The sequence below is a fragment of the Arthrobacter sp. TE12232 genome (genome assembly GCF_054062615.1).
Genome location: NZ_JBSSFK010000001.1, coordinates 2,748,717 through 2,765,653, shown reverse-complemented (window position 1 = coordinate 2,765,653; position 16,937 = coordinate 2,748,717). Strand labels below are relative to the sequence as shown.

The following is a 16,937-nucleotide window of genomic DNA, read 5'->3' as shown; positions in this document are numbered from 1 at the left end:
CGCCACTCTATCGGCCGCGCGGGTGCACGGTCCGCCGTGGCCGCCCGCCGCAGCGCCACGCTCGTTGGCGGATGGTTGTTGTGCAGAGCAGCCAGTGCTAGGTCGGTTCATCCAATGTTCGGGTGGTTGCGCCTTGTTAGGCTTCGAATCCTTGATCAGATGCCCGGGCACGGCGATGTGCCGCGGGCACTCCACGAAGGGACTCCCCATGATTCCGACGCCCGGCGCCCAGCCCGGTTCCGCCGCCCGGGACGCCGCCCAGGAGCCCGCGGACATGCCTGCCGGACCGCTGTCGGGTCTCCTGGTGGCCGACTTCTCCCGTGTCCTGGCCGGACCGCTGGCCACCATGACGCTGGCAGATCTGGGCGCCCGGGTGATCAAGGTGGAGCGCCCCGGTGCCGGTGACGACACCCGCAGCTGGGGGCCGCCGTACTCCCCCACCGGGGCCACCTACTTTGAGAGCGCGAACCGCAACAAGGAATCCGTCTGCTTGGACCTTGCCGACCCCGGGGACCTGCAGCTGGCCAGGGAGTTGGCCCTGCGTGCCGATGTCCTGGTGGAAAACTTCAAGCCCGGCGGGATGGCGAAGCTGGGCCTGGGCTATGCGGAGCTCTCCGCCGCCAACCCCGGCCTGATCTACGCCTCGATCACGGGTTTTGGCAGCACGGGCGGGGCCAACTTGATGGGCTATGACTTCATCGTCCAGGCCCTTGGCGGACTGATGAGCATCACCGGGGAGAAAGACGGCAGCCCCACCAAGGCCGGCGTCGCGCTCGTCGACGTCCTGACGGCCAAGGACACCGCCATTGGCGTCCTTGCCGCACTGGCGGCCCGTAGAGTCTCGGGGCGCGGGGCCCACCTGGAGCTCAACCTGCTCTCGAGCCTGCAGGGCGCGCTGGCCAATCAGGGCCAGGCCTTCCTGGGCGCGGGCAAGGTTCCGCACCGGATGGGCAGCGCCCACCCCTCGATCGTGCCCTACCAGCTGCTGGAGTGTGCGGATGCGCCGCTGGCAGTGGCCTGCGGCAACGACGGACAGTTCGCCAAGCTGACCCAGGTTCTGGGCATTGCCAGGCTGGCCAGTGACCCGCGCTTTGCGACCAACAACGCGCGGGTGGAACACCGCACCGAGCTGGTGCCCCTGTTGGAGGATGCCCTGTCCGCGTCGTCTGCCCTCACCTGGCAGGGCAAGCTGATCGACGCCGGCGTCCCGGCCGGCCATGTCGCAGGCATCGACGAGGGTCTTGAGTACGCCGAGTCACTGGGACTTGAACCGACCATCGAGGTCCGCAACGCGGCCGGCCAGCCGGCCGGAAGGCAGATCCGCCATCCCATTACCTGGACGCCGGCGTTCCCGCCCCCCGCAGCGGCCCCGCCGTCGCTGGGCGAACACAGCGACCCCGTCCGGGCGTGGCTGTCCGACCGCGCTGACCGCGCTAACCAGTCCGGCGCTAGGCCCAGCGCAGTGCCAGCCAGAGGTTAGCCGCGACGTCGGGATCGTCCGGATCCGCCTGCAGCAGTTCCGCCGCTATTCCCATCCGGTGGCGCAGCGAGTTCCGGTGGATCCCCAGCTCGCGGGCGGCGCCCTCCCACTGGCCCCGGTGCCGCAGATAGGCGCGGACGGTTCCGACCAGGTCGGCGCGCTGGTACCCGCGCAGCGCCGCCACCCAGCCCTGGGCCCGCGGATCCAGGGCCCCCTCCGGTGCGTCGACAATCTGCCCGGCAGCCAGCGCACGCACCGTGGCGGCCAGCTGTCCGGCCTCCTCGTGCACCCGTTCCAGCGGCATCGGCCGGCTCAGCACGGCCGTAACAGCGGCGTTGCCGGCTCCGCCGTCGTACTGCTCCGGCTGCGCAGTGCTGCCGGCGCTGCTGCCGGCTCCGCCGTCGTACTGCTCCGGCTGCGCAGTGCTGCCGGCGCTGCCGCCGTCGCTGCCGGGAATGCCGGGAGTACCGGCGTCGCGGTATTCCGCGTCCAGCACGTAATAGCTGAGGCCGCCGGCCACGTGGCGCAGGCGGCAGGAGCGCAGGGCACCACCGGCCTCAGTCCAGCCAGCCCATCCGGTCCCGGCGCGCAGCCTCGACTCCAGCTCCCCGGAAACCGTCGCGGGATCGATCTCGCCACGCACCACCAGGAGCCGCACGGCGCCGGTGGGCGCGACGATGCCCAGGTCCGGTGCAAGGGCCCGGCCGGCGTCAACATGTCCGGTGAGGAAGAGCTTGGTCACGGCCGAGCCGAGCGCGGCAGCGGTGGCGTCGCTCTCCAGCTGCTGGGCCGCCTTGAGCGAGAGCAACACACACACCGTCATGATGATCTGCCGGTCAGCACGGGTCAGTTTGCGCCCGGCACCAATGGCCAGGAACCCGACCGTCCGCCGCCCCGCCAGCACGGGATACTCCACGACGTCGGTGCCGTGGATCTGAAACGTGGAGGCCGAATGCGTCACGGCCATGTCAAGCCGCGAGGTCTCCCTGCGCAGCTGCTCCACAATCGTGTGGTTGTCCGCCGGCCACAGTGTTTCCGCCCCGCTGTCGGCCGGAAGGTACGCCACCCAACCGCCCAGCGCCTGGGCCAGGGCCTTGACCACGGAAGGGAGCGCATCCGCCTGCGTCGCGGCCCGGGCCAGCGCCGTCTGCGTGCCGAGGCTGGCGGTCAGGTCGGCCTGGCCTTCGCGGCCCACGAGGTCCCAATAGGCGCGGGAGACGTTCATGAACGGCGTGCCGTCGGGCACCACCAGAAGCTCCAGCCCGGCCGAGGCGCAGGCGGCACTCAAAGCCGGCGGCACCTCATCCACGCCGGCCCCCAGGCCGAGGCCCAGGGCCGCGATGTTGCGCTCCACAAGTCGCCGGACGTAGGCCTGCACCTTGGCTTCTCCGCCCGAGACGGGGATGCCCGTCGTGAGGAGCAACTCGCCGCCTTCCAGATACGGCGTGGGATCGTCGAGCTCGGAGATGTGCACACCCGAGATCTGCCGCACGGCCACCGCGCCTCCCGCGGCCGGGCGGAGATCGCTGCCGAGTTGGCTGTGCAGTTGGGCCAGGCTGATCACTCGGCGGTCCTTTCAGGGCAGACACGAATCCTTTGGATATTCTAACCAAATTGGACTCAAAATTGGATGCACCATCCAATGTCAGGCGAGGGAGGGCACACTACCTTGTCTACATGACCAGTTCCACAGACAGCCTCCCCCAGACCCGTCACCTTGCCACCGCCATTCCCGGCCCCGTCTCCACAGCCCTGCACCGCGAGCGCGAAGCGCAGGTCAGCTCCGGCTTCGGCGTGACCATGCCCGTCTTCATCAACCGTGCCTCCGGTGGAATCCTGGAAGATGTTGACGGCAACCGCATCATCGACTTCGCCTCCGGCATCGCCGTGACCAGCGTGGGCGCCGTGAACGCCCAGGTCCAGGCGCACGTGGCCGCCCAGATGGCCCGGTTCACCCACACCTGTTTCATGGTGACCGAGTACGATTCCTTCACGCAGGTGGCCGCGTGGCTGAACGCGCATGTCCCGGGAGACTTCCAAAAGCGCACCGCACTCTTCTCCACCGGCGCGGAAGCCGTGGAAAATGCCGTCAAGATTGCCCGCGCTGCCACGGGCCGGGAACGCGTGCTGGTATTCGACGACGCCTACCACGGCCGCTCTCTCCTCACGATGGCCATGACCGCCAAGGTCAACCCGTACAAGAAGAACTTCGGCCCGTTCCCGGGAGAGGTCTTCCGCGCTCCCACGGCCACCCGCTTGTGGGCCAGAGGCGGCGGGGACGCCACGGCGGCCACCGCCCTGGCTGGCGTCGAGGCGCTGCTGCTGGAGAACGATCCCCGGTCGTTTGCCGCCATGGTCATCGAACCCATCCAGGGTGAAGGCGGCTTCCTGGTGCCCGCCCCCGGCTTCCTGGCCGGACTGCGGGAGCTGGCCACCAAATACGGCATCGTGCTGGTGATGGACGAGATCCAGACCGGCATGGGGCGCACCGGCAGGCTCTTTGCGAGCGAGCACGAAGGCGTCGCCGGCGACCTCACCCTGACCGCCAAGGCCCTGGCGGGCGGCCTGCCGCTGAGCGCGGTCACCGGACGGGCCGAGCTCATGAACGCCCCGCACGCCGGCGGCCTGGGCGGCACGTACGCCGGAAACCCGGTGGCGTGCTCCGCCGCGCTGGGCGTCTTCGAGGCCTTCGAAGACGGCACGCTGCTGGCGAACGCCGTGACCATCGAGGCAACCGCCCGCGAGGTGCTGCAGCCCCTCGTCGACAGCACGGCCATCATTGCCGAGTTCCGCGGCCGCGGCGCCATGCTCGCCGTCGAATTCGCGGACAAGGACACGCTGGAACCGCGCGCCGATCTTGCGGCCCAGGTGGCGGCCGCCTGCCACCGGCAGGGCGTCCTGGTCCTGGTCTGCGGCACCCACGGCAATGTGATCCGGTTGCTGCCGCCCCTGGTCATTGGTCCGGACTTGATCCGGGACGGCCTCGGCGTGCTGCGCAACGCCATCGTGGCCGCCAATGCCGCTCAGACAGACACGGACACCGCCAGTGCCGCGGCACTGGCAGCCGTCTAAGTCCCCAGCCCCGCAAACTCTTGGAGAACACCATGAACGAATCCTCTGACCTGCTGAACATCGACTCCCTCTTCACCCCCGAAGAACTGGCCATGCGGGACAAGGTGCGGTCCTTTGTGGACAGCACCATCCGGCCCAATATCGCCGCCTGGTACGAGCAGGCCATCTTCCCGGTCGAGATCATCAAGGACATGGCCGGGCTGGGCCTGCTCGGCATGCATTTGAAGGGTTACGGCTGCCCGGGCCGTTCCGCCGTGGAATACGGCATCGCCGCCATGGAACTTGAGGCAGGCGATTCAGGCCTGCGCACCTTCGTCAGCGTGCAGGGCTCCCTCGCGATGAGCGCCATCTACAAGCACGGCTCCGAGGAGCAGAAGAACCAGTGGCTGCCCAGGATGGCCGCCGGCGACGTCGTCGGCTGCTTCGGCCTGACGGAACCCACGGCCGGCTCCGATCCCGGCAGCATGAAGACCTTCGCCCGCCGCGACGGGGACGGCTGGGTCATCAACGGCTCCAAGCGCTGGATCGGCCTGGCCTCGATCGCCCAGATCGCCATCATCTGGGCCATGACCGACGACGGCGTACGCGGCTTCATCGTGCCCACCGACACCCCCGGGTTCAAGGCCACCCCGATTGAGCCCAAGCTCTCCATGCGCGCCTCCATCCAGTGCGACATCGAACTGAGCGAGGTCCGCCTCCCGTCCACCGCGATACTGCCGAACGCCAAGGGACTCCGCGGTCCGTTCGAGTGCCTCAATGAAGCCCGCTACGGCATCATATGGGGAGCCATGGGGGCCGCGCGCGACAGCTACGAGACGGCCGTCAGCTACTCGCAGGAGCGCCTGCAGTTCGACAAGCCCCTGGCGGGCTACCAGCTGACCCAGGAAAAGCTGGTCAACATGGCCCTGGAAATCAACAAGGGCATGCTCCTGGCACTGCAGATCGGCCGCCTCAAGGAAGCCGGCCAGCTCAAGCCGCACCACATCTCCGTAGGAAAGCTCAACAACTGCCGCGAGGCCATCCAGATCTGCCGTGATGCCCGCGCCATGCTGGGCGGCAACGGCATCACGCTGGACTATTCGCCGCTGCGGCACGCCAACAACCTCGAATCCGTTCGCACGTATGAGGGCACCGACGAGGTCCACACCCTGATCCTCGGCAACCACATCACCGGCATCCCGGCCTTCCGCTAAGGCGCAGCCAGTAAAGGAACAGCAATGACTACAGCAGTCGAACTGCAGCATTACGTCTCGGGCACCTGGTTTCAGGGCGACGGAGGCCTCATCACCTCCGTCAATCCCGCCCGCCCGGCCGAGACGGTGGCGCACGGCCTGCAGGCCGGACCGGCCGACGTCGACCGCGCCATGGCCAGCGCTGTAGCGGCGAAGCATGGCTGGGCCCGCACCCCGGCCCATGAACGCGGCGCAGTGCTGCTGCGCACGGCGGCGATCCTGGAAGCGAACTCGCAGGCCTGGGGGCTGGAGCTGGCCCGTGAGGAAGGAAAGACGCTGGCCGAGGGCCAGGGCGAGGTGCTGCGCGCCGCGCAGATTTTCCGCTACTACGGCAACGACGGCGACCGCGAAGCCGGGGCGATCTACGCCTCCCCGCGGCGGGGCGAAAAGATCTTCGTCACGCGCAAACCACTGGGAGTGGTGGGCGTCGTGACGCCGTTCAACTTCCCCATCGCCATCCCGGCCTGGAAGATCGCCCCCGCCCTGACATACGGCAACACGGTGGTCTGGAAGCCGGCCAGCACGGTGCCCCTGCTCGCCATGCGGCTGACCCAGTCGCTGGAACAGGCCGGCCTGCCCGCCGGCGTCCTGAATCTGGTGATTGGCCCCGGCGCCATCGGGACCGCGTTGGTGGAGCATCCGGCGCTGGACGGGCTGTCATTCACCGGCTCCACCGGCGTGGGCCGCACCCTGGCCGCCGCGGCGGCGGGCCGCGGCGTGCCGATCCAGGCGGAAATGGGCGGGAAGAACGCCGCCATCGTCCTGGCCGACGCGGACCTCGAACTAGCCGCGGAACAGGTCATGCTCGGCGCTTTCCGCTCCACAGGGCAGAAGTGCACGGCGACGTCGCGGCTGATCGTGGCGGACGCCGTCGCGGATGAATTCCTCGCCGGGCTGGCCGCCCGGGCCCAGTCCCTGCTGGTGGGCGACCCCGCAGATCCGTCCACCCAGATGGGACCCGTCGTCAGCGCCGACGCCCGGGCATCCATCCAGCGCGGCATCGCGACGGCGCTGGACCAGGGCGCCGGGCTGCTGACGGGCGGCCTCCCCTATGACGACGCGGCCCGGGCCGAAGGCCACTTCGTTGCCCCGACGATCCTGGAGCTCACGGGGGCACGCCACGCTGATGTCTGGCGCGATGAGCTCTTTGGGCCCGTGCTCAGCGTCCGCCGGGCAGCCTCAACGCAGGAAGCCTTTGACCTGGCCAATGACAGCGATTTCGGGCTCTCCGCAGCACTCTTCACGCAGGACGTCACCCTGGCGCTGGAGGGAATGGAGGAACTGGACGTCGGGATCCTGCACGTGAACTCCGAATCGGCCGGCGCCGATCCCCATGTGCCGTTCGGCGGGGCCAAGAAGAGCGGCTACGGCCCCAAGGAGCAGGGGCAGAGCGCCAAGGAGTTCTACACGCACACCACCACCGTCTACCTTCGGGGCGGCCGGCCCCTGTCCGGCGCACAGTCCTAGCAGTCCGTCCCCACCGAACCGGAGAAAACGATGCCACCCCCCACCACCATTACGCATGTTCTCGTTATCGGCGCCGGCGCCATGGGGTCCCAGATCGCGCTGACCGCTGCCCTGGCCGGGTACACCACCACCGTGCAGGACGTGTCGCCGAGCCAACTGGACGGCGCTGCGGCCCAACTGCGTGAACGCACGGACAAAATGGTGAAATCCGGAAGACTGGCCGCAGAGCACGCCGAGCGCGCCCATGACCGGCTGGCGTTCAGCACCGATCTTGACGCAGTGGCGCCCGCTGCCGACTTTGTCATTGAGGCCGCCACCGAACGGCTGGAAACCAAGAAGGCCATCTTTGCCCGGCTGGGCCGGCTCGCCCCGCCACACGCCATCCTGGCGACCAACTCCTCCACGATCGGCTCCTCCGCCGTGGCCGCGGCCAGCGGCCGGCCCGGACAGGTGTGCAATATGCACTTCTTCAATCCCGTGCTGGTCATGGAATGCGTGGAAGTGGTCCGCCATGCCGGAACGTCCCGGGAAACCGTGGAGACCACCCTCGAACTGGCCCGCAGCCTGGGCAAGGCACCTGTGCTGATCAACCGGGAGGTGCCGGGGTTCGTGGCCAACCGGTTGATGGGCGCCGTGCAAAAGGAGGCACTCGCGCTGCTGGCCGGCGGTGTGGCGAGCATGGAAGACATCGACGCCACGGCCAAGACCGCGCTACGGCATCCGATGGGGCCATTTGAGCTGATGGACCTGGTGGGGCTGGACGTTGTGGACTACATCGCCCAGGCCACGTATGCGGCGACCGGCGACCCGGCTGACGCCCCGGACGAGTCTGTTGCCGCCCTCGTCAGGGCCGGGAAGCTGGGCCGCAAGTCGGGCTCCGGCTGGTACAGCTACTCCCGGTGAGCCTGCTCCGCCCCGGCCCTTAGCCCCAGCACAAGCATCGTCGGGTCAGCGCAGGACTATGTCCACCGGGTTTGCCTCGGACCGCCAGGTGCCCTCGGTTCCCGGACGCGGAGCAATCACGGGCGCGGTCAGGACTCCGGAACGGTTGGTGCGCTTGTCCCGGAGGATCTCCGTCACCGACCCCAGGTGACGGGAGAGGTCGATCACGTTCTCCGGCGCGGCCAGCAGGAGCTGGAAGCCGAACTCGTGCAGGGCCTTGATGCCCGCGCCGGCGAATTCCTCCGAGGCGAGCACGAAGGCCTCGTCCATCATGACGGTGCCGTAGGTGGTGAAGCCCTGCTCGGCGATGCCCAGCTGGTAGCTCAGTGCCGCGGCCATGATGAACGCGGTGAAGCGCTGCCGCTCGCCGCCGGACATGGACCCGGTGTCCGCGTGCATGAAGACCTCGGTCTTCTTCGCGGCCTTCCCTTCCCCCTTGGGACCTGCCGTCTTGGACCCGGCGCCCCGGGCACCGCTGCCCTGCACTTCGCGGTGCTCCTTGCACTGGATGAACAGGTGCCCGCGGACGTCCAGCACCTCGGCCCGCCAGCGCCGGTCCTCCGGGGTCTGTGAGCCGAGCCGCTTCACCAGCGTTTCGAGGGACTTGTAGCGGTTGGTGAGCTCGGCGTCGTCGTCCGCCTCCGTCCCGGAGGCCCCGGCCGCCGCGGGCTTGCCCGGCCGGGTGTGCCGGACCTTGAGCGCGTTCTGGATGGCGTCCTTGAACTGCTTCGCCGTCGGGGGCAGTGTCTGCTTGATGTCGAGTTCCAGGAAGCTGCCTTCGTGGAAGTTGACCTCGGACAGGATGCCGTTCAGCGGCAGGATGCGGCTCGTAATGGAGCGGCGTTCCTCATCCAGCAGGTGCAGCAGAGTGCTAAAGGATTCGTGCGTGCGCTGGTTGAAGAACTGCCGGAACTCGGCCTCCTGGGCGGGCAGTCCGTCGCTGACAATCGCGTGGTAGCGGGATTCGAACTCCCCCGCGGCGCCGATCGACGTGCCGTGGTCCGCGGAAATCGCCGTGCCCCATTCGCGGACGAAGCCCTCGAAGATGCGGGTGAGACGCTCCGAGGTCGCCTGCCCGCGGGACTCGGCCGCGTGCAGTTCGGCCAGGAGCCGGGTGCGGACCTGGTTGGCGAGGTTGTCCAGCTCGTACATTTCCCGGACGTCACCGACGCCGGTGAAGTACGGTTCCAGCGCGGCGGCGCTGGTGTCCGAGGGCGGCGACTGCGCCAGCCGGTCACGTGCACCGTCGAGCAGTGAATCAGCCTCAGTCAGCCGCGAATCAAGAGCCTTGTACTCGCTCTGCAGCACGGCCGCCGCCTCCGTGCTGGACTGGTGCTTCTGCCGCACGGCCTCGATGTTGGCCCGCAGCGGTTCGAGGTCCGCCTGCGCGGCGAGGGCGTCCTTGAGGCGCTGCTCGATCCGTGCCAGCTCCTCCGCGGCCACGGCTGCCGAGACCTGGTCCCAGGGCCGGTGGTCCTCGGCCACCCGGCGCAGGGCCTCCAACTGCCGGGTCATGCCCTGGTGCGACTCTTCCCGGGTTTGCGCGAGCTCGGCGGCCTTGGCCAGCTCCTGCTGCAGGTCCTCCACCTGTGCCGCCACAAGCTCCAGCTTGGCGGCGTTGTCAAAACCAAGGACGTAATCCTGGCGGGACGTGAAGCGGTCGTCCTTTTCCACCGTGTGGCGGTTGCGTTTGACCACGCCGCCCAGGCTCAGGCCCTTGTCGAGGCCGGCGAGCTCGTCCGGGTCTTCCACGCAGGGGTAGGCGAAGTCGAGCGCAATCCGTTCGCGGAGCCAGACGCTGGCGTCCGCCAGCGTGTGGGCCTGAGGGCCAGCGGGCAGCCCGGCGTCGGTGAGGAAACTGAGCTTGGTCAGCAGGTCGCCGTCTGCCACGTCCTCGACGGCCAGTGCACCGCCGGCCAGTGGCCGGGAGACGTCCACGGCTCGCAGCGCCCCTCGCACGGAGTGGTCGTTGAGGTACCGGGTCACGGCGGCAAAGTGCTCTCCCGGGACCAGCAGCGTTGTGGCAAGGCTCCGGAGCGCGCGCTCGGCGGCCGGGCGCCACTGTTCCTGGCCCTCGGCGAGGTCGATCAGTTCGCCGCCAAAGGGCATGTGCTCTTCCGGAACCCCGGTGGCCGCCGCGATGGCGCTGCGGTTTTCAATGCTCGACGGCGGCAGCAGCGACTTGCGCGTCTTCAGCGACACCAGTTCCTGCTGGGCCGCGGCAAGCTCGCGCTTCTTGGTCGCATGGCCGTCAAACGCCTCGAACCTCAGCTCCCTGAGGGCCTCGGAATCGTCCTGGAGTTCGGCCGAGCGCGCGGCGGCATGGGCGTGGGCCTGGTCCCAGCCGGCGGCCGACCACTGAAGGTCCAGTCCGGCGTCGGAGAGCGCCCTGCGGGCCGCTTCCTCCACCTCCTGGCGGAGCTTGAGCCCCACCCGGGCGTTCTCCAGCGACTGCTCGATCGCGGAGATCGCGTTGCCGCCCTGGTTGTTGTACTCGCCCTCGAGTTGCCGAAGCTCCTTGGCGAAGCCGTCGCGGACCGCGCGTTCGGCGGCGAGGTCGCTGGCTTTGGCCTGGGCGAGCTCCTTCAACCGGGCCAGGGTCTTCTCGTGGACCGTGACGGCGAGCTGCTGCTTGTAGGCCTCGAATTCCTCGCCGGAAAGCTCCCGCAGCCGGTTCGCGTCCAACAGCGCCTGCGCATACTCCTTGTTCAGCCCGGGGACGGGTGCCAGCTGGTCACGCTGCTGCCGGACGTCCTCGAGGCGCTGCCGGATGGACATGAGGTTGCTGAATTCCTCGACGACGTCGTCGGCGGCGGCCAGCGTGGCGGGTGCATCGAGGACCTGATCGCGGAAGAAGGTGTTCACGCTGCCGCCGAGTCCCTTGCCGGCCTGGATGACGCGCAGCAGCGGCAGGGCCTGGTCCGAGTTGATCCCCAGGAGGCGGCGGAAGCGTTCGGCGAACGCCTTGTGGACATCGAAGATCTGGGCATCCGGGAAGATCGCGTCCAGTGCGGACTTGGTGAACCGCTTGTCCGCGATGCCCTCGATCGCTGCGAGGTCCAGCGGCTTGTTGTCGATCAGGTAGTACCGGCCGACGCTGGATTCCGTGCCGTTCTTGGGGAGGTCGAACAGCGCCGAGACCGTGACTTTGGTGCCGACGGCGTTGTCGAACGTCAGGGCGACGGCGGACCAGGTCGCCCCGGGGCGCTGGAAGGCGCTTGCCGAGCCCTCCCCGACCGCCTTGTCGCCCACTTTGCCGCGCATGTACGTGAACGTGGTGCGCTTGTCCTCGACAGCACCCCCGACCCGTTGTGCCGCGGCTTCATTGGAGCGCGGACGGGCATCGAAGACCCGAAGCATGGCGTCGAACAGCGTGGACTTGCCGACCCCGGAGTTGCCGGTCAGCAGGGTGCCGTTGCGGTCCACGTGCATTGTGTGGGCGCCATGGAACGTGCCCCAGTTGACCACCTGCACGAGGGCCAGGCGCATCTGGCCGGGGTTCGTGAGCTCGCCCATCGGCAGCATGGTTGCGATGCTCACTTGTTGGCCTCATTTCTTTCCGTGGTTGCGTTGGACGCCGACGGCGATGCCGCCCCCGCCCCTTCGCCGGACGGCTCTGCTGCAAGCAGCAGGCCGTCCGGCTCCGACAGGCCCGATGCCACTCCCGGGGCGGCATCGCCGTCGTCGTCAGTGTCGTCCTCCGCGCTTGCCGGCGCGTCGCCGTCGAGTTCAATCAGGGGTTCCGTGCCGGACTGGTCGGTGCTGGCTGCTACCAGGGCTTGGATGTGGGCCGGGATGTCGCCGATGTTCTCGAACGGGAGGGCCAGGGGGAGGGCGTTGGAGATGGTGTAGACCTCGTCCAGGCCGGTGGTGAGCAGGAGCTGGCGGGCCAGGAGTTTGGTGATGGCGCGGTTGACGACGTCGGAGTCGCGGAGGGCGTCCTGCTGGCCGGAGGGCTGGTAGTGGGCCACGAGGTCGGCGATTTCCTCGCGCGTGATCGTAGGGTCGGTCTGGGCGGTGACGTGGCGGTCCAGGAGCAGGCGCAGGCGGAGCAGGACGATGGTTTCGACCCGGCTCAGGGCGCGCTGCTGCCGCAGGATGCTGGACCGGGTGTTGCCGCCGATCGCCTCGGGGTCCACGGGGCGCAGGACGGCGACCTTGCGCTCGTGGTCCAGCTGCAGGGTCAGGAAGAGCTCGGAGAGGCGACTGCGCAGGATCAGCTGGTTGTCCAGAAGCGTGGTCCAGAGCTTTTCGTCGCGGCCGCCGTCGATGTACGGGCCCTTGAGGAGCTTCACGAGCGCCTGCCGGACCTTCATCGGAAGCACGCCCGTGTCGCCCGGGAAGAGCGCGGCGCCGTCGACGAAGGTGTCCCGCGGGGTGACTGTGAAGGGGGCGGCGTGGACGTGCTGGGCGGGCTCGTCGGCTGATGCAGCCGGTGCGGCCGGGGCGGGCTCCGGGGCCGTGTCCACCGTGTCCGCTGCGTCAGGCGCTTCTTGGGAGAGTTCGGTCATCTTCAATCCTTCGTGAGCGTGACGACAGGCAGGAATGCCGTGCGGGTGGTGCCGTCGATTTGTTCGAATTCGATGGGCCCCCAGGCCTCGCGGTCGAACCCGGCGCCGTCGTGGAGGGTCTGCGAGAGCAGGGCCCGGATGGAGTTGATGTGGCGTTCCCCGGCGGGGAGCTGCGCCCAGGCCTCGGCCAGGGTTGAGGCTCCGGCGAGCGCGGCGCGGATGGCTTCCGGTTTGGCTTTGGCGGTTCGGGGCGAGCGAGCGCGGTCCGAGTCGGAGAAAGCGATGGGGTCGGCCAGTTTGGGCGGTGCCGCGAACTCGTCCGGGTCGAAGAGCTTGACCATGGCCAGGGACTCGAAGCCGGCGCTGTACAGCACCGGGCCGGGGACCAGGCCGGGACGTTCGCGCTCGTAGGGCAGCGAGCGGATGGCCTGCTCAGCCTCCCGTAGGACCTTGCGGAGCCGGACGGACTGGCGGAAGTCGTCGCTCTGGACGTACGTGTTGAGGCTCTCGCTGAGCTTGCCGTAGATCCTCTGGATCTGGCTGTGCTGGCTGCGGAGTTCGGCCACCAGGTTCTTGAGGGTCTCGCGTTCGTCGTGGCTAAGTTCGTCCGCGAACTGACGGCTCAGGACTTCGCCGATCGCGGACCGGAACCGCAGCTGCTGTTGCGGGTCCTCCAGGAACGCGGTGAAGGAGCGGAAGGTCCGGCCTTCGGGACTCTGCCGGAGCCGCTTGTCGGCCTCGAGCACCTGGGCCATGGTGGCCCCCTTGCTGAGGGATTCCTCGATGATCTGGTTGCGAAGGTCCCCCACGAGCTCTTCGATCCGGTCACGCATCTTCTTGTAGTCCGCGGGCAGGCTTGCGGCGAGGTCCAAGATGTTGCCGGCGGCTTCCACGGCCTCGTCGTCGTCGAGAAGTCCGTCGAAGTCCCCGGAGCTGATGTCCTCCATCAGCTGGCGGCGCTCGTCGATCTCCTCTTCGAGGGATTCGAGCCGCGCGCTCTGGTCCGGGTTGGTCTCGTTGGCGAGTTTCTCGACGTCGCCCAGCAGGGTGCCGAGCCGGGAACCGTTCAGCGTGGACCGTTCGCTGGAGAGGCTGTCCAGAAAGGCAAGCACGCGGGCGGCGGGTTCGGTGACTTCGTAAACGATCTGACCCGACTGGTTCCGGCGGGTCAGGAAGTTCTTGCGGGTCCACTCGTCCGCGTACTTCTTGCCGGATGGCGTGCCGTTGGCCGGGCCGCTCTGCTGCTCTCCCGTGCCGGGGGCCTGCCGGCGCAGCTGCTCAAGGAAGGCGTCGACGTCGGCGTGGAACTCCTCGAGCGGCAGCTGGGCGCGGGTGCGCGTAAAGGATGCCTGAAGCACGGCGATCACCCACGGCGCCGAGCGCGTGAGGGCCCAGGCGGGTCCCTTGGTGAGCAGTTCGAGGTCCCGGAGCCGGGCACTGATGGCGTCGGCTGATGACACGGCGGAGCGGGACACGCACTCTCCTTCGGCTGCCAGAGGCTGGTTGGGGTTGGTGTTGCGGGGCAGCGGATTCGAAAAACTGCCAGCTACAAGGTTAACGCAGGGCTTCGGCCGCATTAATCGTGGCCTCCCCGACCTGGAATGACGAGACGCCTGGGACTGGTGGGGCTGCCGCAACCGCGCCGTGACCTACGCATCGGTAGCATTTCGATCCCGTATCAAGAGGCGGGGAATGTGCAAAGGACCCTAGTTGAGCACGTCTCCGGCCCCCTAGTCTCGGGCTACTGGTTCAAACCGAAGCGATGGTGCAGGGGGAAGAATGCAGTTCGACCTAAGCGCAGTGGAGACGGGCACGATGGTGGTCATCGGGACCTTGGTGTTTGCCCTGTTAATCGGCCTCTTCATGATGGTGTCCGCCTTTGTGGCCATGTTTCTGCTGGGCGTGGGACGTCTCACCTGGTACCTCGTGGCCGTCGTGGTGGTGGGCATGGTCCACGCCATCAACCACGGCTGGGACCGGCTGGTCCACCACGCCTCCACGGTGGATTTGCCAGGCGATTTCCAGGTCGACTTCGGCACGGACTTCCGGGCCGAGTATCCGGGGCAGGCCGCCCCTAGCACAGGCACTTACCCGCGAGTAGTATTGCGGGACAGCTGAAGGGTCCTCCACCCCAGGCGGATCCAGGGCTCAAGCCGGCCACCCGGTTAGAGGAGATGCCCAGTGAGCTCCGCCATTGAAGACCCCGCCACCGCTCCCCAAAATCCCGCGCAGGGCACTCCGACGCCGGACTCTCCTGAGCAAGACTCTCCCGTGCCGCCGGAGCACATCGGCCCCGCCGCAACTGCCGCCGACGCGCGGGCCATTGCCGAGGCTGCCCGCGAGACCAGCTGGAGCCAGCCCAGTTTCGCGAAGGGCCTTTACCTGGGCAGCTTCGACCTGAGCCTGATCCACCCGTGGCCTGAGGCCCCGGCGGACGACGTCGAACGCGGTGAGGCGTTCATGGCGCGCCTGACCGACTACTGCCGCACAATGTCCGGACGCACCATCGAACGAGACGCCCGGATTCCGGACGAATACCTCCGGGGGCTCGCCGAGCTCGGCGCCTTCGGAATGAAGATCCCCCGGGAATACGGCGGGCTGGGCCTCACCCTCGTGTACTACGGCCGCGCTCTGGCACTGCTGGGCTCGGTGCACCCAAGCCTCGGCGCCCTGCTGTCCGCGCACCAGTCCATTGGCGTCCCGGAGCCGGTCAAGGTCTTCGGCACTCCGGCCCAGAAGAAGGAGTACCTGCCCCGCTGCGCCGCCGGCGCCATCACCGCGTTCCTGCTGACCGAGCCCGACGTCGGCAGCGACCCCGCCCGGATGGGCAGCACCGCCGTCCCGTCCGACGACGGCGCATCGTACGTCCTGGACGGCGTCAAGCTGTGGACCACCAACGGCGTCATCGCCGAACTCGTCGTGGTCATGGCACTCGTGCCGCCACACACCGACGCGGACGGAACCCGCCACAAGGGCGGCATCAGCGCATTCGTGGTGGAAATGGACACCCCCGGCATCACCGTGGAGCACCGCAACGCCTTCATGGGTCTCCGCGGGATCGAAAACGGAGTCACACGTTTCCATCAGGTCAGGGTCCCCGCGGCCAACCGGCTGGGCCGCGAAGGCCAGGGCCTGAAGATCGCCCTCACCACCCTCAACACGGGCCGGCTCTCGATCCCCGCACTGTGCGTCGCCTCGGGCCGGTGGAGCCTGAAGATCGCCCGGGAATGGTCCAACGCCCGCACCCAGTGGGGGCGCCCGATCGGCCAGCATGAGGCTGTGGGCAAGAAGATCGCCTTCATCGCGGCCAGCACTTTCGCCTTGGACGCCGTGTTCGAACTCTGCGCGGAAATGGCCGACGCCGGGCAGAAGGACGTCCGGATCGAGGCGGCGCTGGCCAAGCTGTGGTCCACGGAGATCAGCTGCCTGATCGCCGACGAACTCGTGCAGATCCGCGGCGGCCGCGGCTTTGAAACGGCCGATTCCCTCGAGGCCCGCGGCGAGCGCGCCGTTGCGGCTGAACAACAGCTCCGCGACTTGAGGATCAACCGGATCTTCGAGGGGTCCTCGGAAATCATGAAGCTGCTGATCGCCCGCGAAGCCGTGGACGCGCACCTGGCCGCCGCGGGAGACCTCGCCTCGGCAGACGCCCCCCTGTCGGACAAGGCGAAGGCCGCCGTCGGCGCTTCCGGCTTCTACGCGAAGTGGCTGCCCAAGCTCGTGGCCGGCGCCGGCATGGACCCGAGGTCCTACAGCGACTTCGGCCGGCTCGCCAAGCAGCTGCGGTACGTGGAGCGCTCCTCCCGGCGGCTGGCACGGCAGACCTTCTACGGGATGGGCCGCTGGCAGGCCAAGCTCGAGCACAAGCAGGCATTCCTGGGCCGGATCGTGGACATCGGTGCGGAGCTGTTTGCCATGGCGGCATGCTGTTCCCGCGCCGAGATGCTCCTGCGGACGCAGCCGGAACGCGGTGCCTCCGCGTACGAACTCGCCGAGGCATACTGCGAACAGGCCCGTGTGCGTGTGGACGAATACTTCGACCGGTTGTGGCGGAATACCGACGACGCCGATCATGCCCTGGCCCGCAAGACACTGGGCGGCGACTACACCTGGCTGGAGGCCGGCGTCCTTGACCAGTCCGAAGGGACCGGGCCGTGGATCGCGGACGCCAGCCCACGCGCCTCGGTAAAGGAAGACCTGCACCGCAAGTACCGCTGACAGATCGCTGAGCCA

At 68.4% G+C, this 16,937-nt stretch carries 11 protein-coding genes; 7 read left to right on the top strand and 4 right to left on the bottom strand.

What is annotated here, in order from left to right; genetic code table 11:
* Positions 1 to 274: 274 nt before the first annotated feature.
* Complete coding sequence (locus ACVWZ7_RS12285; RefSeq protein WP_456509106.1) at positions 275 to 1,480, top strand: CaiB/BaiF CoA transferase family protein; 1,206 nt, start codon at positions 275 to 277, stop codon at positions 1,478 to 1,480.
* Here ACVWZ7_RS12285 and ACVWZ7_RS12280 read toward each other — a convergent pair.
* Positions 1,449 to 3,044, bottom strand: a complete 1,596-nt coding sequence (locus ACVWZ7_RS12280; RefSeq protein ID WP_456507997.1) for a PucR family transcriptional regulator — start codon at positions 3,042 to 3,044, stop codon at positions 1,449 to 1,451. The two genes, ACVWZ7_RS12285 and ACVWZ7_RS12280, sit on opposite strands and share 32 nt — an antisense overlap.
* Positions 3,045 to 3,157: 113 nt before the next feature.
* Here ACVWZ7_RS12280 and ACVWZ7_RS12275 point away from each other — a divergent pair, with 113 nt between their 5' ends.
* From ACVWZ7_RS12275 to ACVWZ7_RS12260, 4 genes are read left to right on the top strand one after another with little or no spacing between them, the layout of a single operon-like run.
* Entirely contained in the window at positions 3,158 to 4,552 is a 1,395-nt protein-coding gene (locus ACVWZ7_RS12275) for an aminotransferase class III-fold pyridoxal phosphate-dependent enzyme (protein ID WP_456507996.1), read from the top strand.
* Positions 4,553 to 4,584: 32 nt separating this feature from the next.
* Positions 4,585 to 5,745: an acyl-CoA dehydrogenase family protein gene (locus tag ACVWZ7_RS12270; protein ID WP_344367368.1), complete on the top strand. Its 1,161-nt coding sequence runs from the start codon at positions 4,585 to 4,587 to the stop codon at positions 5,743 to 5,745.
* Positions 5,746 to 5,769: 24 nt separating this feature from the next.
* The gene (locus ACVWZ7_RS12265) at positions 5,770 to 7,251 is read left to right on the top strand and encodes an aldehyde dehydrogenase family protein (RefSeq protein WP_456507995.1); all 1,482 of its coding nucleotides are present in this window, start codon (positions 5,770 to 5,772) and stop codon (positions 7,249 to 7,251) included.
* Positions 7,252 to 7,281: 30 nt separating this feature from the next.
* Positions 7,282 to 8,154: a 3-hydroxyacyl-CoA dehydrogenase family protein gene (locus ACVWZ7_RS12260; RefSeq protein ID WP_456507994.1), complete on the top strand. Its 873-nt coding sequence runs from the start codon at positions 7,282 to 7,284 to the stop codon at positions 8,152 to 8,154.
* Positions 8,155 to 8,199: 45 nt separating this feature from the next.
* Here ACVWZ7_RS12260 and ACVWZ7_RS12255 read toward each other — a convergent pair whose 3' ends face one another.
* The 3 genes from ACVWZ7_RS12255 to ACVWZ7_RS12245 are packed head-to-tail and all read right to left on the bottom strand — an operon-like array spanning position 8,200 to position 14,179.
* On the bottom strand, positions 8,200 to 11,733 hold the full coding sequence (locus ACVWZ7_RS12255; protein WP_456507993.1) for an ATP-binding protein: 3,534 nt from the start codon (positions 11,731 to 11,733) through the stop codon (positions 8,200 to 8,202).
* Positions 11,730 to 12,704, bottom strand: coding sequence for a DUF4194 domain-containing protein (locus ACVWZ7_RS12250; RefSeq protein WP_456507992.1), 975 nt, complete (start codon positions 12,702 to 12,704; stop codon positions 11,730 to 11,732). Before ACVWZ7_RS12250 ends, ACVWZ7_RS12255 begins: the two co-directional genes overlap by 4 nt.
* Positions 12,705 to 12,706: 2 nt before the next feature.
* Positions 12,707 to 14,179 carry a DUF3375 family protein gene (locus ACVWZ7_RS12245; protein ID WP_116766657.1) on the bottom strand — a complete coding sequence of 491 codons (1,473 nt, stop codon included), beginning with the start codon at positions 14,177 to 14,179 and terminating at the stop codon, positions 12,707 to 12,709.
* A gap of 304 nt (positions 14,180 to 14,483) precedes the next feature.
* Between ACVWZ7_RS12245 and ACVWZ7_RS12240 the strand changes: the two genes are divergently transcribed.
* Together ACVWZ7_RS12240 and ACVWZ7_RS12235 are read left to right on the top strand one after the other, a co-directional pair.
* Entirely contained in the window at positions 14,484 to 14,822 is a 339-nt protein-coding gene (locus tag ACVWZ7_RS12240) for a hypothetical protein (protein WP_344367363.1), read from the top strand.
* A gap of 153 nt (positions 14,823 to 14,975) precedes the next feature.
* Entirely contained in the window at positions 14,976 to 16,922 is a 1,947-nt protein-coding gene (locus ACVWZ7_RS12235) for an acyl-CoA dehydrogenase family protein (protein ID WP_116766782.1), read from the top strand.
* The last annotated feature ends 15 nt before the right edge of the window (positions 16,923 to 16,937 follow it).